Below are 20,971 nucleotides of genomic sequence, written 5' to 3' on the forward strand. Positions count from 1 at the left end.
CGAGTTGTTGGCCTCTGGGCTGGTTGATAACAGTGTTTACGCTGCCCGCCTCAATGGGAAGGTGGATTACGAGCGCGCGGCGTACCCCATGCTGATGAGAATGATTTCTTTGGATGGTAAGGAATACCAGGTGACCAATCACGGGAAAAATATTATTGATGGAATGCTTCGCCTAGCTCTTACCAAGAGTGCTATTCGAGTTAGCCACTAAAGGGGCGTGAAATGACGGGAGCCGATAACGTTGGTGGCATCTATTACGAAGTTGATATTGAGGTTGATAATGCTCTGAAAGCTAACGAAAAGTTACGAGGAGAACTCAGATCACTGGCTGAACAGTCTAAGGCCTCGGCCAATGGAATAAAAACTCTCGAAACCCAAATGAAAACGTCAGCGATAGCGGTTAACCAAGCTACTAAAGCTGGTGGCTCTCTTCGAAGCCAATTCCAGCAGGCTGGCTACCAAATTCAAGACTTCATTGTTCAGGTACAAGGCGGTCAGTCAGCATTAGTCGCTTTTAGTCAGCAAGGATCGCAATTAGCTGGAGCGTTCGGCCCGAGCGGCGCTGTAGTAGGCGCGCTTATTGCTCTTGGTACCGTTATTGCTGGTACTCTTATTACCGCACTGAATGGCGGCAAAAATGCTATGGACGCCCTTAGAGACGCCGCCGACTCGATGGATAAGGTAATCACTATTTCACAAAGTGGTGTCGCCGCTCTTTCAGACAAGTACGCCAACCTTGCTAGAGTGAATGCCGCCGTTGCTACTCTAATGAGAAATCAGGTACTGCTTGAATATAACCAAGCAATGACGAAAGTGGCTAAGTCTATTTCCGACACCACCAACGAATTTTTCACGTTTGGTGATACAGCCAAGGCAGCTCTATCAGGCGGTACAGTTAGCGTTAAATTGCTCGGCGCGATCCTTGATGTGGCCGAAGTTAAAACTACTAATCTCAATGAGGCTTTTAGCCAGGTCAGCAAAAGCGGTGTAGCTAACGAAGCTACTATATCCACTTTTATCAATACCATCGGGGCGTTGGCGTCCCGCCTAGGCATAACTGATCAGGCTGCTTTCGAACTGGCAAAGGAGCTAAGAGACCTAAGCACAAATCCTTCTCCGGAAGCGCTCCAGACGCTGGCATTGCGTTTACAAAACATGAGTTCTTCGAGCAAAGATGGACAAGCTCAAATCACTGCTTTGGCTGGATCATTAGTAGATTTAGCGCGCGAAGCTGCGAATGCGAAATTCAACGTCGACAGCCTAAAGCTCACTACTGACAACCTCACTGATGGGCAAAAAAATCTGATAAAGCAGGCTGAAAGAAATCTCGCTTTATCAAAGCTACAGGGAGAAGCTCGCGCCCGCCTCGCTGCCCAATATTCCGCTGAGGATGCAGGATTTGCTAAAGGCGATCCGCATACTAAAAAAATGGAAGATGACGCGGCGGCTACATACAAAAATTTAGAGGCAACTAAGCAACTTAGATCCGAAGAAAAGAAATCAGCATCTCAGGCAGAGAGAAACGCCAAGGTTTTGGACGAATACAGGCAGAAAGCTGAACTGAGCGCTGACTCAACGAGTGACTTGTCAAGAGAGCAGGCGATACTGGCTGCAAAGAGCAAGCTGATTAACCCGACATCGGAGCAAGTGGCTACCGTTGAGCGAGATGCCGCAGCCGCATGGGATAAGGCCGCCGCCCTCAAGGCGCAAAGCTCTATTCCTGAACTCAAAGAGAACGCCGACTATTCCAAGCAAAAGCAGCAACTGGAGCTTTTGAAAACCGCCAAGGATTCGCAGGGTAATTTGCTCATCAGTCAGCAGCAATATAACCAGCAGTCCGAGCAGTTGGAGCAAGACCACCAAACGAAACTGGCTGAAATCAGGCTAATCAGGTGGTCACGCCGCAACAGGATGCCGCCGCCAAGGTTGACCCGGTACAGCAGCTGGCGAATGAAAATGCGCGTAAATTGGCGCTAATTCAGCAGTTCGAGGCCAATAAAACATTGACCCACGATCAGGCTGAAGCGCTTAGAAACGCGACGGATACCCAGTACGAGCAGCAGCGCATCGCCGCACAATGGACGATTTATCGCAACCAGAGCGTGGCGAATGAACTCCTGGCTTCTTCCGTTGAATCGTTCAGCAGTGGGGCGTCTAGCGCCATCACTGGACTGATCAACGGTACGCAGAGCCTTTCTGAATCCTTCGCTAACCTTGGAACCTCAATCCTAAACGGCGTTGTCAGCAGCCTTGTGCAAATGGGGACGCAATGGGTGATGTCTACGATCATGGGTCAGACAGCTCAGCAAACCGCAATTGCCACGAATCAGGCATCAGCCACTGCCGCCTTAGCAACATCAACGTTAGCTGGTCAGGCTGCGGCGTCAGCATTGTTGGCTTCGTGGTCTCCGGCTGCGATGGCGGCATCCATAGCATCTTATGGTGGCGCGGCGACCGCAGGCTTAGCTGGCTACACCACGGCGATGACTGCGGCTCAGACGATGTCTATTGCTGGAGCGAGAAAGAACGGTGGACCTGTAACAGCCGATTCCATGTACCGAGTCGGCGAAGGGGGAAAGCCTGAGATATTCAAAGCCAGCAACGGCAATCAGTACATGATCCCCGGCGACAATGGATCTGTGATAAGCAATAAGGATATTGGGGGGGCAGGTGGAGGCGGGACGAGTATTCAGCAGGAAAATCATTTCCACATCACAACTACAGGTGGGATTGATGACGCTACAAAGGCTTGGATAATTAAAAATATGAAACAGGTAGCGCTCTATGAAATCAAAGAGCAAAGCTCGCGACCTAAGGGGCTGATTCAGCCGAGGAAATAATACTGACCGGCACCGCAGGGACGCGATCATGTTGAGTTTGGTCAAGGTGAAACGGGAATGAGAAATAGCGAAAGGTGGCAGATAGATGCCTGACAGCACGAAAGAACAGGCCGGCGTGATAAAGGCGGCAAATGGAAGAAAGGCGCATCGGGTAATCCCGGTGGGCGCAGCAGCAAAGCAGCTGAATTGAGGCGTGTGCTGGAAGGTGGCGCTGATGATGCTGTGAAAACCATCATGGACGCGGCTAGAGAAGGCGATATGGCTGCTTGCCGCCTCATCCTGGACAGAGTTGTCCCGCCGAGTAAGCCGGTTTATCAGCCGGTATCTTTCGAGCTGGACGACAGCAATTTACCTGCAGCGGCCCGTTCTGTGATTAAGGCGATTGCCGCAGGCGAACTACCCGCCGACCAGGGGAAAATGATTCTGGATGGCCTGGCGAACATGGCGAAGATTATCGAAATTACAGAGCTGGCTGAGCGCGTTGCTGAGCTGGAGAAGGCACAGGAGAGCGTACAATGAGCCTGTTAAGACGAATTGAAGCACTGGAGGCCACCAGCGGCGCTCAAGCCACCAGCGGCGGCCCTGATGAAATCTGGCTAATCGGTGTCAGCCCTGACGGCTCCCGCGAGTGTGGTGGCGGCTGGGTGAAGCATAAAGGGCTGTTCCGAAATGCTACGGTTGAAGAAGCACAACACCATAATCAGCTTAACCTGCAGGGTGACAATCATGGGTAGTCTGCTGGCACGACTGAACCGGCTGGAAAAGGCCATGACGCCGAAAGATGGTGATGTGCAGGTGATTTCTGCTCTGATGGATGAGTTAGCAGGTAATGCCTCTTCAGGAGCTTATGAGAAGGCCATAGAGCGCCTGTCACTGCGTGGGCACAGTTTCCCGCGGTCCTCAGAACTGAGAGCGTTGCTGGTGGGGGCGAGCGATGAGCATTAAAACTCGCCTGGCTGCGCTGGAGAAGGTAGCTAGAGATAAAGGCAGCAAATCTATTGATGGCCCACAGCCACCCGTTAGAGCAGCTTATCAGCGTGAAGATGGCACCTTTGACCATGAGGGCTACATAGCGGACGCTGACCTGTGGAGCATTGAAGTGTTTGGCAAGCCGCTGGCACTGGTGGCCGAAGAGATAGTAGAGAATGAAGGGTTTTGACCTACCATAGCCCATAATATCTGTCCTACCCCATGAATACCTGACAAAAGTTAACATTGAGGCGAAGCGGGATGGAAAGCAAAGCAGCATTATTGAAGCAGCTGAAAGCATACCACCAGCGAAGCAATGAGAGATTCAAACGCTGGCAGGCGTCAGGATACCGGCACGAATTCAAGCTCCGGCATGAGCCAATGCCAGACGCTCCACCAGCGACATTAAGCAAGCATCAGGATTACTGTCTGGCAGCTCCAGTTTCTGTCGTATGGCATCTACAAGCCATGCAGTTTTATCGCCACCAGCAGCACTCACAGCATCTGTAAAAGCCTCGCTTAGCTCAGCAGGCACACGAAAGGTAACAGACAGGGATTTGCTCATAGGTCACCAATATCAGGGAATTAGTGAGCATTTTGTCATCGTAAGACAATGTAAGACACTCTCTTTTATTGGTTCACATGACATAGTTTGTTGGTTCAATTCGGGGTTGTGCTGGTTCACTTTTTTGAGAATAACCCTTTAAAATCAGTGTTGTTTACAAATTGAACCAACTGAACCAACTAAACCAACACCTTTTTACTTATATAGAAGCATTTAGTCGGTTTTGAACTTAGGCAACAGACGGGTAATTGCTGCGTGCTAGGGTTAATCCGAAAAATACTAATGGGGATATGAAAAAAAACAACTTTAGCGTGCGTTATTGCTACCACTCTTTTGACCGGCTGTGGCCCAAAGAAATTAACCCCTGAGCAAAAGCAGGAAGTGAGCAGTTTTAAAAGCCCGCTTTAGCTAATACGTTGGACAGTATCCGAAACCTGCCTACTTGGAGGGGAGGCTCAATCTCTGGGGGAGAGCGCGTTCCGTTCTGCTCGCCCCGTCAAATTTTATACCCGCGAAAAATGAAATTTAATTCGGGCGTGTTTCACCCTTCCAAAGGGTATGACATATGACACCACGCGAAATAGCTTTATTGACCACCGCCAAATTGGAGCACGAAGGCCACCAGCTTACCCCGGCAGATCAACGGGAGATAGAACGCTCAGTTAATGCCGATATAGCTCGGCGTGAAAAATTCCGCGAAATGATGCGATCACCCGTCTACCAGTGGAAGAAGCCAACGCCGCGCAGGTAGATACGGGATTATTCCGCATGTAACTTATGCGTATTAAGCAAATTACCTTTATTCACCTTTACAGAATTGTGAGTGCGTCAGTATCGTTATCCTCCCGATTCGCATTTATTCAGGATTTGCATGTACCAGCTAAAGATAACCATCCGAGACAGCAAACCACCAATATGGCGGCGTGTGCTGGTTCCAGAGCAAATCCCCTTTAGTAAACTTCACGCGGTGATCCAGTTGGCTTTTGGCTGGAATGACGAACACCTGTATATGTTCGAGAAAGGGCGTAAAGGTGATCCCGGTAGCGAGTATCGCGTATGGGGTGAGGATGAAAGCATGGGTAATGCGGCAATAACACCACTATGGGCAGCGCTCCAGAATGATGGTGACAAGCTGGTTTACACGTATGACTTTGGCGACTGGTGGGATTGTCTTGTTATGCTCGAGAAGCAAACACACGATACGAGTAAACAGCCCATTAGCTGTCTGCGTGGGAAAGGCACCACCCCGGCGGAAAATTCCGGTGGTTTGCATGGTTACAATGAATTGCTCTTACAGGCCAGAGAGTCTGATAATCCTGAACAGGCCGAGATCCACAATTTTCTGATGCTGGATATTGAACGCCGGATTTACGACCTGAACAACATTAACGACAGATTGCAGGCTCTTAACTGACCCGCATGTATTCGCCTGATATTGCGTTATCAGCGCCGCCAGTATCGCGCATAACAGCGTACTGACCGGGTAAACCGTAGCGCACGACCATTGCGTTGGTTTCACCGCCGCGCCGTACCTGACGCGACTCATACACTGTTACACGCTCCAGCAGCCCACCAGCAACCATGCTTTCCAACGTACGCCGGGTTGATTCTAGCTGGTGGCGCTTATCGAACGACACCATGCCATGAAGCAGGTAGGCCACGCCCGACACATCGAACGGCGGCGCACCAATTTCACCTGTCACCCATTCGAGGTTATCCGGTTCAAAATAGCTGAGTATCTCTTTTTTGCGGTTGGTCATTCTCATGACTGGCAGGTTCCTTATTGTGGGATAGCACTATCATACAATAAGCGGGTTGAAGGGAGAGCGTGATAGCCTGATGTACTGTATGAATCACAACCAGATTTCATGGGCGGAAAAATATATGGGGGTACTTTTGGGGGTATCTAGAAAAAACAAACAATAAAAATAACAATAAAAACAAAGATTATAATCTATATGTATTGTTCCTATTATCGGCACCATTTCAACATCCTAAAACATCCAAATTCATTCATAATCCCACTATTTTATAAGATCTTTTTATACTCAGCCCGTCCATTTGACCCTGACCCAAAACCCTGCTCCATTCAGAAGCAAAATTCCGGCTTGATAAACACTCCCCTGAACGGAGGTGGTGCCGATGAAAAGATCACTATTCACTGAAGAGCAGATTGTTTTCGCCCTCAAGCAGGCTGAGCTGGGGACCTCTGTGCCGGACGTCTGCCGCAAGCTGGCTATCTCCGACGCCACTTTTTACGCCTGGCGTAAGAAATACGGCGGGATTTCTCCTTCGGAACTGAAACACATGCGGCAGCTGGAAGAAGAGAATCTCAGGCGGAAGAAGCTGGTGGCTGACCTGAGCCTCGATAAGGCCATGCTACAGGACGTGCTGACAAAAAAGATCTGACGCTGGCACGTTTGCGTGAATGGGTCAGGGATTTGCAGGCCCGTTACGGAGCCAGCGAGAGGCAGGTTTGCTTTGCGCTACGCGTCAGTCGCAGCTCATTCCGCTATCGTTCTGTGGCCGCAGACGACAGCGCGCTGCGCTTACGCATTCGGGAGATCACCGAAACCCGGGTGCATTACGGTTACCGCCGGGTACACGTGATGCTCAGGCGGGAAGGCTGGGCGGGATAACCACAAGAGGATTTATCGGCTTTACAGCGAACAGGGACTGTCGCTGCGATTCAAACGTCCACGCCGCCATAAATCCGCCCAGCGGCGTCAACCGCAGCCTCAGGGGCTCTACCCAAACCACGTATGGGGCATGGATTTTGTCTCTGATGCTTTGTTTGACGGGCGTCGGTTGCGTTTGCTGACGGTGATTGACCTCTATACACGCGAATGCCTGGGGATCTGCGTGGGTCAGAATCTGCGCTCAAGTGAAGTTGCAGAGATGCTGAACAGCATAGCGCTCAGGCGACCTTTGCCACAGTTGCTGAAAACCGATAATGGTTCTGAATTTTCAGGGAAAATGCTGGATAAATGGGTTTACGAACGGGGTATAAGGATTGATTTTTCCCGACCCGGGACACCCACAGATAATGCTACGGTGGAGTCTTTTAACGGCAGGCTGCGGCAGGAGTGCCTGAATGAGAACTGGTTCATGTCTCTGGAGGATGCACGGAGCAAAATCGAGGCCTGGCGCATACACTATAACCAGAGTCGTCCCCATTCCGCGCTGGGGTGGATGACCCCCTCTGAATTCGCCGAAAAATCTGCCGGTTGCCAGAATATGCAGCCAACCTGAAACCGGTTATTTCTGATTATGGGTGGATCATATTTGGGGTCAGGATCAAAGAGCCGACATTACTAACTGAGCGTTGTATCTAATCATGGGGGCAGGTCAAGTGAATTACGGTAAAATATCTCTTAAAACGTAATGAGAGAGCAGAATGGCATTTGAATTGAAAGAGTTATTAACCCCGGCAGCCTCCCTCTTGGCTGTTTGGCTTACAGCCAGATTTACCCTTAATCGGGAAATTCGTAAGAAAGAGCTGGAGATCCGTGTTGATCGGCTGGAGAAGCTCTCAGCTGATTGTGATGAGGTCTTATCACAGCTTATCAATTATGCTGGTTTTATTAGTGGTCTTGTTCAGTCCCGGCTTTTATTATTCACTCCGACTCAGTCAAAGGCCCGGATCCCTGTTCAAAAATTTATTGAAGTCAAAGACCTATTGGATGACAGTGAGTTAGCTCCAGATAGAGAGAAAGTGCGAAGATGCGAACACGGCCTACGCTTTCATCATTATCAGGAATGGCAAAAATGGGATGCTATTGTCCCGAAGCTGAAAAACGATATTTATGATTTTTTCATGATTACACCTGCAGGCGCGATTGTTAAAGTTTTAAAGGATCAGGGTCGAACACAAGAGGATTGTGAGGCGTTCATTCGACAACTCAGTAAATGGCAAAAAGATGCTGATGCTCTGCGGAAACAGCTACTTGACGCTATGTCCAGCGATTTTCACGAGTTAACGAAATCGAAACCACCTTTATGGCTTCGATGGTTGTGTATACATACATGGTTCAACAAGTCTGGATGTTAAAGTCGTAAATAGGGCTGTGTACGTCATGGGTAAACAAAGTGACGTATCGCACAGTAAGCAATATTATTCTTAATCAATCACCGCAGATACTTGGGTGAGTAGAGGTATCTCTATCGAAATTAATGATATTGGCGACTCGATAAAAGGCTCATCGAGTCGCATGAAAAACAAGGTGGGGGGCACAAAGGGGGCATTTATAAATATGAAATAAGAAAATATGTATTTTATCAATGATTTTATGGGTTGTGCTATATTAAATTGTCTGAATCTCATATTCAGAATATCAAAAATACTTTGAATATGCATTTTTTCGTGCAGATTAAATAGAATTAATGTAAACCCTCATGGATAATTAAAAAATGTCACTTTTTCACATCAAAAATAAGTCATTAAGCGCAGTAAAGAAAACAAATTTTCAATCTGCAGGTATTACTGAACGGTATGATTTACAGCAGGCATTAAAAAGCAATATTGCCTCTATTGCACCGGATTGTTTGGTTATTTCTGAAGAGTTTTCTGATTGGGAAGATAGCCGCCGAAGAATTGATTTGTTGGCGATAGATAAGAATGCAAACCTTGTTGTTATTGAGTTAAAGCGTGATGAAACAGGCTCTCATATGGAGCTTCAGGCTCTGCGTTATGCAGGAATGATTTCGACCATGACGTTTGAGAAAGCATGCGGATATTATGAGAGTTATCTTCAAAAACAAGGAATCGAGAGAAACGCGAAAGATGATATTTTGAATTTTACCGGCTTGGATGAGTCGAATATCGATGAGTTTGGTAATGATGTAAGGATAATACTTGCCTCCGGGGATTATAATAAAGAAATTACCTCATCCATTCTTTGGTTGATCAGCAAAGGCATCGATATAACCTGCGTAAGAATGACATGTTATTCATTCAATGAGGATATCTTTATCGATATAGACCAGATCATTCCTGTCCCTGAAGTTGCTGATTACCAGGTTAAATTTCGTGAAAAGCAAATTGAACAAAAAATTAGTAAAACAAAATCCAGAGACTATTCGATGTATAATTATAATGGAGAACTATATAACAAAAGAAGTTTAGCTTTAAGGCTTATATCTGACTGGATTTCAAATAATGATTTCAAAGACATTGATTCTGTCAGGCGTGCGTTTGACGGTAGACTATCCAATAAAATCATAGAGTTGCCATCAAAAGTGCTTGATGGGAGTCGTTATTATATGCGTAAAGAAGACTTGGCTAGGCTTTCTTCTGGAGAAATGGTTGCAATATCGAATCAATGGGGAGTCGATAACATTAAAACCCTTATTGATTTTTTAAGTCAATATAACCAAGTCGTTGATAAAGTGAGTGGCTGATGTATTTGTGGCCTTAGTTGACTAAGGTTTTAGAGAGGGGCGAGCTGCCCCTATGTTCATTTTTTTATTTCGCCGGTACATTGATACTCAGCTGTGACTGTTGTTTGCATACAACCTGAAGATGATGGTTGCGTGCATTGAGAGGTGAACCCTCCGAATGGCTCAGCACCGGAATAGCCCCAGGCAGCACAACGAGCTTTAGCTGAATTTATCCCTTGTTTCGGATCTATCACCGGACTTTCGAACATCCCAAAAGAATAGGCCATACGAACAGTGCCATCGGCTTTACTACCACCTGTTGGAATAAGCTCCTTCTTCGTTGAACATCCGGAAATAAGTAGCGTGAAGAACAATGCCATCATAAGTTTTATTTTCATAGTTACCTTTATTAATTATTAGTGGAGTTGGAGTGTGTTTTATCAATATCAGTAGGATTGTAGTATTTATTCGTTTTTTTGTTATGTGATGTATTTGTTTTTTTATGAAGATGCTTTGTGGTGATTATGAGTATTGTGGTTATTCTTCGTAATGGATGCTGTTCTTGAAATGTTTATTTGATATATTATATATAACAAAATGGTTTCTATGAATTAATGATACATTCCAAATGAAATAAAAAAGGAAGATGTGTTGCAGGAAAACTGGCAACTCAGAAAAGGGAAGTGAAATACACTCCCCTTTTTTTATTCATTGTAGATATCAAATCCAAACATCATTTTGAGCGGTTCGATCTCCGCCTTCGTCTCCGGTATTTAACACACCGCGCGGTTCGATCAGCAGAAGTTTTACCTCTTTCTCTGCATAGGGTTTATGTTCAAGCCCGTGTTTAACCACAAACATTTCCCCGGCGTTGAGGGTAACTGCACCATCACGAAAATCGATCCGTAATGTGCCTTCCAACACGATGAATGTTTCGTCCGTCTCTTTGTGGCTGTGCCAGACGAACTCGCCTTCGATTTTGACGACTTTAAATTGATAGTCGTTCATTTCAGCGATGACTTTCGGGGTCCACTGCTCATTAAATAACGACAGCTTGTGTGCAAGATTAATGGACTGATACATGTATTCTCTCCTGGTTGAATAGAGAGACATCCTAAGAGGGAAAGCGATGAGGGTCTTGAACGTTTGTGCAGCGAGTTAGATACGCTGTTTGTTGATTATTTTTAGCCACATTCCCGGTGAAATACCGAAGGCTTTAATAAAATGCCGCGTCATATGGCTCTGATCGGAAAAGCCGGCAGTCACTGCAATATTCGCTAAGTTTTCACCCGTCAACATCAGCTTTCGGCAATATTCAAGACGCCGCAGGGTGACATATCGGTAAGGGCTGGTCCCATATAGCATGCGGAAGTCGCGGGACAAATTCCATCGGTCTCTTCCACTCACGATAGAAAGCGCATCCAGCGTGACCGTTTCCGTGAAGAGGTCATCGATGTACTCGCGGGCACGCTCTGCAGCTGGGTAATCATACGAACGCCGTATGATTTTTTGTCCCCCAACGGCAGACAGGGCGTGTGCTAGTTCATAGATAGCGTCATCTTCTTCCAGCGAATCAAAGGTATTATCCATTCCTCGAAGTAAGGATTCCGTCGCAGTAATAAGACGCGGGTCAGTTGACGTCCCCCCTTGAATAAAGGGAAGAGGCTGGCCTCCCAATATTTTTTGGATAGAGGAGGGCTCGATATAAATCATGCGGTAGTGAAACCCATCGGCTGTGCCAGCTTCTCCATCATGGATTTCATCCGGATGAAGCACCATCGTGTGGCCCGCCAGACTCTGTCTACGACTACCTCGATATTTGAAGCTTTGTATGCCCGAGAGCGTGCGACCGATGGCATAGGTGTCATGTCGGTGCGGGTCATATCCGTGACCGGTAAAAAACGCTTCCAGGCGTTCGAATTTGTCTGAAGGGGTGGCGAGTTTTACCCAATCATTTTTGACCGTCTTGCGAAACATGACTTTCCGCCTTTGTCGTCGTGATCCGTAAACCGGGACATGATAATTAAAAGCATATAGCGCGTTGTGCAATAGGAACACTATTTTATTCAACCCGGAAGGCGCAGTGACGCCCTGGGAAGTTATTGGTGTGTGACTTCAACGGAATGCTTTGTTTCTTACTTACGCGCTGGTGACGTAAGGGGGGGAGAATTTTCTCATGGTCACTGAAACCTCATGGCTCCTGTGTAGGAATATGGGGAGTAAATGATGAAAATCTTCGTGTCGATATTCTGCCGAGTAGAAATGGCGGTGTGGAATAAAGAGTAAGGGGATATCCACAGGCAATACCAAACCTCGATAATATGATTATGAATGAATAAACCATTAAATAAACCCCCTCGTTATTATCTGAGTATCACCACGGCCTATTTTTCATAAATTCGTAATTAGCAGGCTAACCATCCGCCGTTCTTTTTTTTCATCGGATGAGGAGCGGTTTTTTTATTTCTTATGATAGCTTGCCAAAAAATAGTCTTTATCTGTTTTTCCTCAAAAGTTAATTTCGTTTTTTTAGCACGATGTGCCGGCGGTTATATCGATGATGGGTCAGGAATGCATGCTGCCGTTATTACTTAGTTTTAAAATTAGTTTTTTAACCAAAGTTAGGCAAGGGCGATATAGATGTTAGATCGATTCCATCGATCAAAACACAATACCGCGATAGCCTGTAGCTATCATTGTTATTATTTTGATCGCTATCACCTATTTTGAGGTGGTTTTATATGGTATTAATTTTGACAGGATACATTAAGCCATCTAGGCGCTGGTTGCCTGATTCTCTCGATGGCATTAAGCATCTCAGGTGCAATATTCGTAACTTATTTTGTGTCGACAAGGACGCCTTATGAGTCATTTTTATAATAATTTCATGTCATTATCTTCGGGGGGTAAACATTTGGAACCTTCACGCCACCGCCGTTTTTTTTCGAACCAGAGCTCGGGTTTACCGGGGATAGCGCTTATCTCTAGGCATGAAAAGACCTCACCGTTCTGGTAACGAAGACGCTCATTTATCGCCCTGAACGATTGGGCTACTGACCTGAATTACGCGCACGTTTGTACTTGTTTTTATCTCCAATGGGTGAGAAATCACTCAGGCCTTCTTTTGTCGGAGATAACGGATATAGACAAGCGTGAGAATAATCTTCCTATTGCATGCACAGGTATTGCTATGGCTCAGAATGTTAATCCGTCGGCAAAAGTGATTTCTTCATTAGTCCAGCACAAACATTCACTGTCTATTTATGCTAAAGAGATGGTCTTTTCGGTGACAGCCAAAATAATAGATTTAAGACCGGCTAATGGTCGTATGGTTCTCGAAATGGAATACCCGATTATTAATTTTGAAAAATATTTAATGACGGATGCCATCACTATTGATCTGGAAGCATTGAAGGGGCCGCACAGCGTCGAACGCGAGACTTACAGTCTCAGTAATATACGCGCTAAAATGATTAAAACGCATAAAATGCAGTACCACTTGGAATGTCAGCTTCCTGAGTCGGTCTTTATTAATGAAAGCCGCGGGGCGATTCGTATTCCCTTTATTCTTGGCATGTCTGGACGCGCCAGCATTGAAGTGTATCCCCATGAAGCGCGAGTGGCGGGCCACCTGCGTGATCTGTCGGTTGGCGGCTGTATGGTCGATGTCGATCTGTCTGACTGCATTGCCATGAGCATCGACCAGCCTTTGCCCGAAATCAGACTCGAGTTCCCCAACGGAGAGATCTTTTGGGCTGAAGGCAAAGTTCGCCATATTCGCCCTTTTGGAACCTATGGGCACGCGGCGGTGGGAATACAGTTCATCAATTTATCCGCACCTCAGACCGAAGCCCTCTATCGCTATGTTAATGAAGCCGAGAGAGACGCCATTTTTAGAACCGGCATCAGCGATAAAGTCGAGCATCCTTCTCCTTTGTTTATTCCCGGTGTCGTAGAAAAAATGATGCTGCAAAGAGAGAGTCAGGAACGGGAAAAGCTCTCGCGCCAGCCTGCTGTTGAACGCGACGTCATGAATATCGTCCACCAGCTCCAGATTGGGCTGATGTATATCAAAATCCGTGATGTTTTCCCTGCTGAGATATTTTACGGGTGTGCTGATATTTTGATTAATTGGGTCAAACAGGACCGGAAGGCTTTTTTACATGCGCTGGCGTTTCTTCGCGATGAGCCTGATTGGGTCAGACAGGCTATCAAAGTTGCAGGGCAACTGGCTGACATCTTATTACTGCGCAACCCCTTCGATCATCAGGTGAGGGAAGCCGTGTTAGGCGCATTGCTGCATACACTGGGTAAACCTTTACTGGTCAGTGTTGAACTGCCTTCTCTCAAAGCGAATATGACGCCGCCGCAAAAAGAAGTGCTGAAAGGCCATGTCACGGCGCTGTGCGCCAAGCTGGACGCGTTATCGTGGGAACCGAGTCCCCTTTGCAGAGATATCATTAAGAATGCAAATGAACACCTTGATGGTTCCGGTTATCCCGCCGGTAAAACGTCGGCGCAGCTATCGGGTCTGGTGCGTCTGGTTTCCGTCATCAAAGCGGTCAATAAAGCGATCCATCGGCGTAACGGTATTCCTGCTCGCAATCCGTTGGTCGCTTACCGGCATATCAATGAATGCGGCGATGCCTATGACAAGGCCATTTTGGTTGAATATATTCGTGTCTATGGCCCCAATCCCATCGGTACATTGGCGAAATTCAACGGGGGATTTCTTGCCTGGATTATGGACGTCAACGGTCGAGGCGATCCGGTCAAAGTGAATATCGTCAAAAATCTCCGCTTTCTGGAAAGCAACATCAACAGCGTGGTTTCCGGGAGCGATTTGGCGCAGTTAGGCAAGCTCGAAGGTATTGTGGATCCCGCTGATTATGGTATCGAAGTGCTAAAAATCTGATTGGCGATCGCGCTCAACAGCCAGACGGTTTCCGTCGCTACGCGTCGTGGGTTACGGGCGGCTGAAATCGTCTGACGCCTGAACGCATCTTGACCCGCGATGGTTCATTATCGCGAGACCACTTAATTTTGACGCGGGGGAAACCCTGCGTTGCTGCGTCACCTTCCTTTGACTCATCGTCGTGTTGAGTTCTTTCAACGATGCGCCATCGACTATGTTCCCGTCTCAAAGGGATGCGCTGGCAGCGTTGAATGATGGCCCCTTTTTCGCTCTCCCCAGAACGCCCTTTGTGGCGTTCTCCTCCGAAGGTTTTTCGCATTAATGAACGCTTCTCGGCCGCGGCATTATCCCCTATCAAAAACCATTAACTATATTTAAAGCAGGGTTATTTTTGTGCCTTTCTTATGTGTCTGTTTTTTAACAATTAACAGGAGGCAACATGAAAGATGAAAAGGATCGAAAGCCGACGAAGAGTGTCAAGTTGGACGCCTCTCAGTCAGTGAAGCCTCATCTGGCGGATACCGCACCGAACGATGCGGCGGTAAAACCGACCAGCAGTCCGACACCTCCCGGCGTGGAGCCGATGTTTCCCGGCCAGGCCAAATCGCCTAAAAATACCAATGCTAAATTGAAACAGCTGGATAAATACCATACCCATCCGGAGCACGAAGCCTTGCGTACGGATCAGGGCGTTAAAATTTCAGATAACCAAAACTCGCTCAAGGCAGGCGCACGCGGCTCTACGCTGCTGGAAGATTTTATCCTCCGCGAGAAAATCACGCACTTTGACCATGAGCGTATTCCTGAACGTGTGGTGCATGCGCGCGGGGCGGCCGCGCACGGTTATTTCCAGGTTTACGCACCGCTTTCTCGTTACACCAAAGCGGAGTTTTTGCAGGACCCTAAGGTGAAAACGCCGGTGTTCGTCCGTTTTTCTACCGTACAAGGTTCGCGAGGTTCGGCCGATACGGTGAGGGATATCCGCGGATGGGCCACCAAGTTTTACACGCAGGAAGGCAACTTCGATCTGGTTGGGAACAATACGCCGATCTTCTTTATTCAGGACGCGATCAAATTCCCCGACTTCGTGCATGCGGTGAAGCCGGAGCCTCACAATGAAATTCCTCAGGGGCAGAGCGCGCACGACACCTTCTGGGACTACGTCTCCCTACAGCCGGAAACGCTGCACAATGTGACCTGGGCGATGTCGGATCGTGGTATTCCGCGCAGTTATCGCATGATGGAAGGTTTCGGGATCCACACCTTCAAGCTGATCAACGCCGAGGGAAAAAGTCATTTCGTCCGTTTCCACTGGAAGCCGGTTTACGGCGTGGCGTCGCTGATTTGGGATGAAGCCCAGCTGCTGACGGGGAGAGACCCGGATTTTCATCGTAAGGAGCTGTGGGAGTCGATCGAAGCCGGTGATTATCCCGAATATGAGCTGGGGCTACAGATCATTCCCGAAGAGGACGAGCACAAATTCGATTTCGATATTCTTGATCCGACCAAGCTGATCCCTGAGTCGCTGGTGCCGGTACAGCGGGTCGGCAAAATGACGCTCAATCGCAATCCAGACAACTACTTCAGCGAAACGGAACAGGTGGCGTTCTGTCCCGGCAATATTGTGCCTGGGATCGATTTCTCCGACGATCCGCTGCTGCAAGGGCGGTTGTTCTCGTACCTGGATACGCAGATTAGCCGACTGGGCGGCCCGAATTTCCACGAGCTGCCGATCAACAAACCGGTCTGCCCGTTCCATAATCATCAGCGAGACGGCATGCACCGGATGGAGATCACGGGGGCGGCGAATTATGAACCCAACTCGATTAACAACAACTGGCCACGGGAGACGGCGCCCGCGAAGGCTGACGGCGGATTCGCTACCAATCCGCAGCCGCTGGACGGTCAGAAAGTTCGTCAACGCAGCGAGTCGTTCGCCGATTACTACTCCCAACCTCGTCTATTCTGGCTGAGCCAAACCGATGTGGAAAAAAATCACATCGTAGGCGCCTTCAGCTTTGAGTTAGGGAAGGTGGCGCGTCCTTGGATCCGCGAGCGCGTGGTGGATCAATTGACGTATATCGATCACGACTTGGCGCAGAAGGTGGCGGAGAATCTGGGTATGAAACTCACCGCCGAGCAGCGTAAACATCCACTACCTGGCGCAATCAATGGTATTACGTCGGATGAAACGCTCAGCATCTATGCGGGGAAAAAGCAGACGTTGAAGTCTCGGCAGGTGGCGATCCTGGCGGCGGACGGCGTGTGCGGCGCATCGGTCGAGAAAATCGAAAAAGCGCTGCATCAGCAGGGGATTCATACCAAAATCTTCGCGCCTCACCTCGGCAAGATCAAAACGCTGCAAGGGCAGGAGCTGGACGTGGCGGGAACGATTGAAGGGAATCCTTCCGTTCTGGTCGATGCGGTGATCGTGCCGACCGGTCAGCAAAGCATTGAGACGCTGAAATCTGACGGCAACGCCAAATACTATCTGTTGCAGTCGTTCAAACATCTTAAGGCGATTGGACTGCAAGGGGATGCGCTGAGCCTGTATCAGTCGCTACCGCTGCCTGAACCGGATGAAGGCGTGCTGGTGGAAGAGGACGCCAAAAAGGTCGCGGAGAAATTTATCCACGCCATGCGGGAGCACCGCGTCTGGTCTCGTGAGGCCGTCGCGCAAGCTGTTCCGAGCTAATGAGGCGCGACTCGTAAGTCCGCGTTAGCCTTCTATATCACGGCTGTCCCTGTCTCCATCACGAGCGAGGGCAGCCGTTTCTGTATCAACTACGCCTTCTCTAAAGAAAAACATTCAAACATCACCTTCGGATGGATCATGTCTCTCGCCCCAAAAGCGCAGAGTCGCTGCGGCCAGAAACAGTATCCGAAAGGGTGACAGAGGCCTCATTGGGAGAACGGCCGGGGTTGCCCTATGCTTGTGTCTTGAGGTTCCGGTCATTGGGCGGTGGGGACCGACTTCCGTGGGAGAAATACGGTTATGAAAATAAATCGTCGACATTTTCTGGCGGGCTCGGCGGCGATGCTGCTGACGCCTCTTCGCGGCAGTTGGGCGACCGCCGCGCCGCAGAGGACTCATTTGCCGCTGTGGAAAGATATTCCGCCGGGCGGCGGTGGTCCTGCGGGAGGAGAGGCGCTCTCCGCTGGCGGGGCGCTGAAAAATATCTCCCGACCCTCTCTGGAGGTGTTTACGCCCGTGAATCCTAACGGCTGGGGCATCTTGGTGGCCGGGGGCGGGGGATATAAACATATCGAAATGGGGGATGAGGCATGGCCTGCCGCGAACTGGTTGGCGGCGCTTGGGTATACGGCCTATGTCCTCAGCTATCGCTTGCCGGGAGAGGGATGGAATGACGGCAATCTGGTCGCATTACAGGACGCGCAGAGGGCGTTGCGGATGATTCGCCGCCGTCAGCAACATGTCGGTGTTCTGGGATTTTCCGCCGGAGGCCATCTGTTGGGGATGGCGATAACGCGTACAGAAGTTAAGTCTTATCCTGCTCAGGACGATCTTGATGCAACCCCCGTCTCTGCGGAACACGCCGCGCTCATCTATCCGGTCATTACTTTGGAAAAGCCCTATACGCATACCTCGACCCATAAGATTTTGGTAGGGCCTCACGCGGAGCCAGCGGCGGAAGCCGCGTGGTCGGTACAGAATTTTGTCACGTCGGCCACGCCGCCGGTCTTTTTGGCGCAGGCGGAAGATGATCCCATTTCCGATCCGCATAACACCTTAATCATGGCGGCAGCCTGTCGGCGCCAACACGTTCCGGTTGAGATGCATCGCTATCGTCGCGGCGGACACGCATTCGGTATGGGGAAGGCAGGAACGCCGACGGTGAAATGGCCGGTCAGCTATCGGGATTGGCTGGCGAAGCTTCAAGCGCGCGCCGCCAGCGAGTGTTCAGCTAAAAAGAGCAGCGAGTCACGCGCTTAAACCCGCGCTGGCGTTATTCGTAGGGACCATGACGCATATCGACGGGCAGCAAGATCGTGTCGACGATGATAGAGAAGGGGACATCGATAAACGTGATGTATTTCAACCAGCTATCACGTACGTCCCACTGAACGCCGGGATAATATTGATGGCCGTGTCCCTGTCCCTTGATGTTGCGGCTGATGATGCTGCCGCAGCCGGAAAGAAGGCTGCTGATGATGAGCATGGCGATAAATCTTTTCACTGGATCCTCGGTTTGAGCGTCGATGGGCTGGCGTATGCGGTAAGGAATGTACGTCAAAACAGGGCGATTTGGCGATCTGAATCGGTGAATTTTACTGTCATCTTATACATAAATGTTCTCTGAATGTCAGCGTATCCCACAATGTGGACATAACATGACGCTTTTCTGACAGGTGAGTCTGCCGTCACAGGCATTTACTTCCCGATGCGCTATGATTAACATTCCTTGAATATCAATTAAATAACGCTAATTTTTATTTTTTGGTGCAGCGGTTTATCTTCCGTTTGATCGAGTTGTGATGACTTATTGGGCGATATGAGGGCTGAATTGAATATTAAAGTACCGATTACGGATGCCGATATTCATGTATCATGACCCACCCGAATCATATCAACATAAAGTAAGCAATAGGATGATTGAGATAATTACTATGGGCGACAACCAAGACTCCGATTTGAAGCGTAAAGCCTGGACTGCTTCATTTGTTGGATGCCTGCTGTTTTGGATTGCTGTAGGTGCTTTAGCTTATTTCTACTTCTGAGTGGTTCTCGCCGCCGCAACGGCTGATGAATACCCCATTCTGGATAGCTATCTTGCTGTTATCACCCCAATAATTCACCTCGGAGTCGCGTTAGCACGGTTGGCGTTATGCTGATGGATGCCAACGAGTGACGAATCTACGAGAGACGCTTCTGCTACTAGTGGCCGAGCCGGGCGTCTTTTCTATCTCGGCAATGGAAACCCGATGACTTCATTTTAGTGAACAGAGAGTGCGTTGGCCATTCGACGCGATCTCCTCTATCAGCTTGCACAGTGCCAGACCCCAGACCCCAGACCTTGTTTCAGATACTGACCTGACACGATAAAGGACTACGTTGCCTGAGAGCATGCTTCCTATGTCAGTCTTTATACGAACAGATATCCCTCTCCGGTATTAAATGCAGAACGATCTGACAATGGATGCCTGACGTGCAGCTCTCTCCCTCATTAATCCTTTTGCCCCACCATTTGCCTGACGATGGAAGCGATGTCTTGCATGGCATCTCGCGCCGTTTGACTGATTCCGGCCAACTGGAAAAATCCATGAATCACGCCCAGATAGCGTTTGCACCGGACGTCCACGCCCGTGTTCACCAGCGTACGATAAAGCTGTTCCCCCTCGTCACGCAGAGGGTCGTACTCCGCGGTAATAATCAGCGTTTGGGGAAGGTCGGTCATGTCAGGCCGCCACAAGGGGCTGGCTTCAGGATGACCATACTCAGACGGCGTAAAGTAAGCCTCATAGCCGGTGAGCAGGGTATCGCGAGTGATAATGAAATCGTCGCCATTAGTCTGGTACGTGTCACTCACGGCGGTGGCATCCAACATGGGGTAAATCAGCACCTGTCCGCGAGGCTGAATGCCTTCGCGATCTCGCACCCGCAATGCGGTGATGAGAGCCAAATGACCGCCCGCGCTATCCCCCATCAAGACCAAATTGGCGGCATTGACGTGCAACTCATCCGCCTGTTCCTGAATGACGCAGAAAGCCCGAAAAGCATCGTCGTGGGCGGCGGGATAACAATGTTCAGGCGCTAGACGATACTGGACGGCAATGACTCGACATTGGCTGTGAAAAGCCAACTGGCGAAGCGTGTTGTCATGAGTGGCAAATCCGCCACTGACGAAACAGCCGCCGTGATAATAAACGATGGCGGGAGTATGTGACGGCGCCTGAAGCGGTGAGTAGATACGCAGGTTCAGCCCTTGTAGTTCCCGTTCTTCTACATCGACGCGCGTTTCGATGTCGCCGGACAGAGCGGCTCCGGCGATGTATCCCGCTCTGCGATCGTCAATAGATTGGTTTCTTGCCGATGGGCGGCCTGCATTGATGAAGTCCTGAACGAGTGCGGCGATGCCGGGCTCAAGCGTCATGGCGATAGCTCCAGAGTGCGTATTCATGGATAGCCGCCATCGGAGAGGTTGACGTCATCCTGCCAATACGTAGATGGGAAAGCCCGTACGTTACCGGAATATTTTTGGCGGCGTCAAAGCCTTCTGAGACGGAAATGGCGAGCTTGTATGCAGAGGTTGATGAAATCAGCGATAGCGTGGACGTCGATTT

20 protein-coding genes and 2 pseudogenes are annotated in these 20,971 nt (G+C 49.0%); 15 read left to right on the forward strand and 7 right to left on the reverse strand.

What is annotated here, in order from left to right:
• Positions 1 to 222: 222 nt before the first annotated feature.
• The 6 genes from AU509_RS13565 (at position 223) to AU509_RS13590 (ending at position 3,999) form a co-directional block, all read left to right on the forward strand.
• The gene (locus tag AU509_RS13565; protein ID WP_094118588.1) at positions 223 to 1,977 is read left to right on the forward strand and encodes a hypothetical protein; all 1,755 of its coding nucleotides are present in this window, start codon (positions 223 to 225) and stop codon (positions 1,975 to 1,977) included.
• Positions 1,893 to 2,840 (forward strand): hypothetical protein, encoded by a 948-nt coding sequence (locus AU509_RS13570; protein ID WP_139824058.1) that lies wholly within the window; start codon positions 1,893 to 1,895, stop codon positions 2,838 to 2,840. The genes AU509_RS13565 and AU509_RS13570 overlap by 85 nt, the downstream gene beginning before the upstream one ends.
• 258 nt (positions 2,841 to 3,098) lie before the next feature.
• The gene (locus AU509_RS13575) at positions 3,099 to 3,359 is read left to right on the forward strand and encodes a hypothetical protein (RefSeq protein WP_217809664.1); all 261 of its coding nucleotides are present in this window, start codon (positions 3,099 to 3,101) and stop codon (positions 3,357 to 3,359) included.
• Positions 3,356 to 3,574, forward strand: coding sequence for a hypothetical protein (locus AU509_RS13580; protein WP_094118591.1), 219 nt, complete (start codon positions 3,356 to 3,358; stop codon positions 3,572 to 3,574). The genes AU509_RS13575 and AU509_RS13580 overlap by 4 nt, the downstream gene beginning before the upstream one ends.
• Positions 3,567 to 3,785, forward strand: coding sequence for a hypothetical protein (locus tag AU509_RS13585; protein WP_094118592.1), 219 nt, complete (start codon positions 3,567 to 3,569; stop codon positions 3,783 to 3,785). Before AU509_RS13580 ends, AU509_RS13585 begins: the two co-directional genes overlap by 8 nt.
• Complete coding sequence (locus tag AU509_RS13590) at positions 3,775 to 3,999, forward strand: hypothetical protein (RefSeq protein ID WP_094118593.1); 225 nt, start codon at positions 3,775 to 3,777, stop codon at positions 3,997 to 3,999. The genes AU509_RS13585 and AU509_RS13590 overlap by 11 nt, the downstream gene beginning before the upstream one ends.
• Before the next feature lie 180 nt (positions 4,000 to 4,179).
• Here the strand turns inward: AU509_RS13590 and AU509_RS13595 are convergent.
• A pseudogene (locus AU509_RS13595) lies at positions 4,180 to 4,374 on the reverse strand (hypothetical protein); the annotation flags it as partial.
• A gap of 565 nt (positions 4,375 to 4,939) precedes the next feature.
• Between AU509_RS13595 and AU509_RS18760 the strand changes: the two are divergent.
• Positions 4,940 to 5,125: a hypothetical protein gene (locus AU509_RS18760; protein ID WP_094118594.1), complete on the forward strand. Its 186-nt coding sequence runs from the start codon at positions 4,940 to 4,942 to the stop codon at positions 5,123 to 5,125.
• Positions 5,126 to 5,245: 120 nt separating this feature from the next.
• On the forward strand, positions 5,246 to 5,788 hold the full coding sequence (locus AU509_RS13605) for a plasmid pRiA4b ORF-3 family protein (protein ID WP_094118595.1): 543 nt from the start codon (positions 5,246 to 5,248) through the stop codon (positions 5,786 to 5,788).
• Here AU509_RS13605 and AU509_RS13610 read toward each other — a convergent pair.
• Positions 5,781 to 6,140 (reverse strand): hypothetical protein, encoded by a 360-nt coding sequence (locus AU509_RS13610; RefSeq protein ID WP_094118596.1) that lies wholly within the window; start codon positions 6,138 to 6,140, stop codon positions 5,781 to 5,783. The two genes, AU509_RS13605 and AU509_RS13610, sit on opposite strands and share 8 nt — an antisense overlap.
• A gap of 376 nt (positions 6,141 to 6,516) precedes the next feature.
• Between AU509_RS13610 and AU509_RS13620 the strand changes: the two are divergent.
• The 3 genes and pseudogenes from AU509_RS13620 to AU509_RS13630 all read left to right on the forward strand — a co-directional run bounded on the left by AU509_RS13620 (position 6,517) and on the right by AU509_RS13630 (position 9,774).
• Positions 6,517 to 7,626: pseudogene (locus AU509_RS13620) on the forward strand (IS3 family transposase).
• A 145-nt stretch (positions 7,627 to 7,771) separates the two neighbouring features.
• The gene (locus AU509_RS13625; RefSeq protein ID WP_094118598.1) at positions 7,772 to 8,425 is read left to right on the forward strand and encodes a hypothetical protein; all 654 of its coding nucleotides are present in this window, start codon (positions 7,772 to 7,774) and stop codon (positions 8,423 to 8,425) included.
• Positions 8,426 to 8,784: 359 nt separating this feature from the next.
• Complete coding sequence (locus AU509_RS13630) at positions 8,785 to 9,774, forward strand: PDDEXK family nuclease (RefSeq protein ID WP_094118599.1); 990 nt, start codon at positions 8,785 to 8,787, stop codon at positions 9,772 to 9,774.
• A 56-nt stretch (positions 9,775 to 9,830) separates the two neighbouring features.
• Here the strand turns inward: AU509_RS13630 and yecR are convergent, their stop codons facing one another.
• The 3 genes from yecR to AU509_RS13645 all read right to left on the reverse strand — a co-directional run bounded on the left by yecR (position 9,831) and on the right by AU509_RS13645 (position 11,730).
• A complete protein-coding gene (gene yecR, locus AU509_RS13635; RefSeq protein ID WP_094118600.1) occupies positions 9,831 to 10,151 on the reverse strand; it encodes a YecR family lipoprotein in 321 nt (106 codons plus the stop codon).
• 322 nt (positions 10,152 to 10,473) lie between these two features.
• Positions 10,474 to 10,836, reverse strand: coding sequence for a cupin domain-containing protein (locus tag AU509_RS13640; RefSeq protein WP_085653220.1), 363 nt, complete (start codon positions 10,834 to 10,836; stop codon positions 10,474 to 10,476).
• Between the two features lie 75 nt (positions 10,837 to 10,911).
• On the reverse strand, positions 10,912 to 11,730 hold the full coding sequence (locus AU509_RS13645) for an AraC family transcriptional regulator (RefSeq protein WP_094118601.1): 819 nt from the start codon (positions 11,728 to 11,730) through the stop codon (positions 10,912 to 10,914).
• 1,147 nt (positions 11,731 to 12,877) lie between these two features.
• Here AU509_RS13645 and AU509_RS13650 point away from each other — a divergent pair.
• From AU509_RS13650 to AU509_RS13660, 3 genes are all read left to right on the forward strand, one after another.
• Positions 12,878 to 14,668 carry a PilZ domain-containing protein gene (locus AU509_RS13650; protein WP_244200986.1) on the forward strand — a complete coding sequence of 597 codons (1,791 nt, stop codon included), beginning with the start codon at positions 12,878 to 12,880 and terminating at the stop codon, positions 14,666 to 14,668.
• Positions 14,669 to 15,107: 439 nt separating this feature from the next.
• Positions 15,108 to 17,363 (forward strand): catalase HPII, encoded by a 2,256-nt coding sequence (katE, locus tag AU509_RS13655; RefSeq protein ID WP_094118603.1) that lies wholly within the window; start codon positions 15,108 to 15,110, stop codon positions 17,361 to 17,363.
• A 306-nt stretch (positions 17,364 to 17,669) separates the two neighbouring features.
• Positions 17,670 to 18,623: an alpha/beta hydrolase gene (locus tag AU509_RS13660; protein WP_094118611.1), complete on the forward strand. Its 954-nt coding sequence runs from the start codon at positions 17,670 to 17,672 to the stop codon at positions 18,621 to 18,623.
• Between the two features lie 13 nt (positions 18,624 to 18,636).
• On the opposite strand, the gene AU509_RS13665 is transcribed toward AU509_RS13660, so the two are convergent.
• Positions 18,637 to 18,849 carry a YceK/YidQ family lipoprotein gene (locus tag AU509_RS13665; protein ID WP_085653224.1) on the reverse strand — a complete coding sequence of 71 codons (213 nt, stop codon included), beginning with the start codon at positions 18,847 to 18,849 and terminating at the stop codon, positions 18,637 to 18,639.
• Between the two features lie 448 nt (positions 18,850 to 19,297).
• Between AU509_RS13665 and AU509_RS18015 the strand changes: the two genes are divergently transcribed.
• The gene (locus tag AU509_RS18015; protein ID WP_118895276.1) at positions 19,298 to 19,408 is read left to right on the forward strand and encodes a YmiA family putative membrane protein; all 111 of its coding nucleotides are present in this window, start codon (positions 19,298 to 19,300) and stop codon (positions 19,406 to 19,408) included.
• Between the two features lie 446 nt (positions 19,409 to 19,854).
• Here the strand turns inward: AU509_RS18015 and AU509_RS13675 are convergent, their stop codons facing one another.
• Positions 19,855 to 20,781 carry an alpha/beta hydrolase gene (locus AU509_RS13675; protein WP_094118605.1) on the reverse strand — a complete coding sequence of 309 codons (927 nt, stop codon included), beginning with the start codon at positions 20,779 to 20,781 and terminating at the stop codon, positions 19,855 to 19,857.
• Positions 20,782 to 20,971: the final 190 nt, after the last annotated feature.

The sequence above is a fragment of the Lonsdalea britannica genome (assembly GCF_002111595.1).
GTDB classification, from domain to species: Bacteria; Pseudomonadota; Gammaproteobacteria; order Enterobacterales; family Enterobacteriaceae; genus Lonsdalea; species Lonsdalea britannica.

What these genes read in the sequence shown, in the direction of transcription:
- AU509_RS13565 (WP_094118588.1), top strand. Translation starts at nt 223, where the DNA reads ATGACGGGAGCCGATAACGTTGGTGGCATCTATTACGAAGTTGATATT.
- AU509_RS13575 (WP_217809664.1), top strand. Translation starts at nt 3,099, where the DNA reads ATGGCTGCTTGCCGCCTCATCCTGGACAGAGTTGTCCCGCCGAGTAAG.
- AU509_RS13580 (WP_094118591.1), top strand. Translation starts at nt 3,356, where the DNA reads ATGAGCCTGTTAAGACGAATTGAAGCACTGGAGGCCACCAGCGGCGCT.
- AU509_RS13585 (WP_094118592.1), top strand. Translation starts at nt 3,567, where the DNA reads ATGGGTAGTCTGCTGGCACGACTGAACCGGCTGGAAAAGGCCATGACG.
- AU509_RS13590 (WP_094118593.1), top strand. Translation starts at nt 3,775, where the DNA reads ATGAGCATTAAAACTCGCCTGGCTGCGCTGGAGAAGGTAGCTAGAGAT.
- AU509_RS18760 (WP_094118594.1), top strand. Translation starts at nt 4,940, where the DNA reads ATGACACCACGCGAAATAGCTTTATTGACCACCGCCAAATTGGAGCAC.
- AU509_RS13605 (WP_094118595.1), top strand. Translation starts at nt 5,246, where the DNA reads ATGTACCAGCTAAAGATAACCATCCGAGACAGCAAACCACCAATATGG.
- AU509_RS13610 (WP_094118596.1), bottom strand. Translation starts at nt 6,140, where the DNA reads ATGAGAATGACCAACCGCAAAAAAGAGATACTCAGCTATTTTGAACCG.
- AU509_RS13625 (WP_094118598.1), top strand. Translation starts at nt 7,772, where the DNA reads ATGGCATTTGAATTGAAAGAGTTATTAACCCCGGCAGCCTCCCTCTTG.
- AU509_RS13630 (WP_094118599.1), top strand. Translation starts at nt 8,785, where the DNA reads ATGTCACTTTTTCACATCAAAAATAAGTCATTAAGCGCAGTAAAGAAA.
- yecR (WP_094118600.1), bottom strand. Translation starts at nt 10,151, where the DNA reads ATGAAAATAAAACTTATGATGGCATTGTTCTTCACGCTACTTATTTCC.
- AU509_RS13640 (WP_085653220.1), bottom strand. Translation starts at nt 10,836, where the DNA reads ATGTATCAGTCCATTAATCTTGCACACAAGCTGTCGTTATTTAATGAG.
- AU509_RS13645 (WP_094118601.1), bottom strand. Translation starts at nt 11,730, where the DNA reads ATGTTTCGCAAGACGGTCAAAAATGATTGGGTAAAACTCGCCACCCCT.
- katE (WP_094118603.1), top strand. Translation starts at nt 15,108, where the DNA reads ATGAAAGATGAAAAGGATCGAAAGCCGACGAAGAGTGTCAAGTTGGAC.
- AU509_RS13665 (WP_085653224.1), bottom strand. Translation starts at nt 18,849, where the DNA reads ATGCTCATCATCAGCAGCCTTCTTTCCGGCTGCGGCAGCATCATCAGC.
- AU509_RS18015 (WP_118895276.1), top strand. Translation starts at nt 19,298, where the DNA reads ATGGGCGACAACCAAGACTCCGATTTGAAGCGTAAAGCCTGGACTGCT.
- AU509_RS13675 (WP_094118605.1), bottom strand. Translation starts at nt 20,781, where the DNA reads ATGACGCTTGAGCCCGGCATCGCCGCACTCGTTCAGGACTTCATCAAT.